The sequence below is a fragment of the Sporolactobacillus kofuensis genome (assembly GCF_024125425.1).
Taxonomy (GTDB): domain Bacteria; phylum Bacillota; class Bacilli; order Bacillales; family Sporolactobacillaceae; genus Sporolactobacillus; species Sporolactobacillus kofuensis.
This window is the reverse complement of sequence record NZ_JAMXWN010000041.1, coordinates 1-268: the sequence shown is the minus strand read 5'-3', so window position 1 is coordinate 268 and position 268 is coordinate 1. Positions and strand designations below refer to the sequence as shown.

Sequence of the window (268 nt, the reverse complement as noted above, 5' to 3'; positions counted from 1 at the left end):
TTTGAGCTTTTGTTTGGTTTTGAAGGAATCATTCCTTCAGTGCATTATCTATTTTTAATTGGTGGGGGCCTGTAGCTCAGCTGGTTAGAGCGCACGCCTGATAAGCGTGAGGTCGGTGGTTCAAGTCCACTCAGGCCCACCATTTATTTTGGGGCCTTAGCTCAGCTGGGAGAGCGCCTGCTTTGCACGCAGGAGGTCAGGGGTTCGATCCCCCTAGGCTCCACCATTATTATGTCTATTACGGCATTATGAACCTTGAAAACTGGAT

Annotated in this window: 2 tRNA genes; both read left to right on the top strand. The window is 48.9% G+C overall.

From position 1 onward, the window contains the following. The first annotated feature begins 65 nt into the window (after positions 1-65). Positions 66-142, top strand: a tRNA-Ile gene (locus NIE32_RS14140). Between the two features lie 8 nt (positions 143-150). Then, a tRNA-Ala gene (locus tag NIE32_RS14135) sits at positions 151-226 on the top strand. Positions 227-268: the final 42 nt, after the last annotated feature.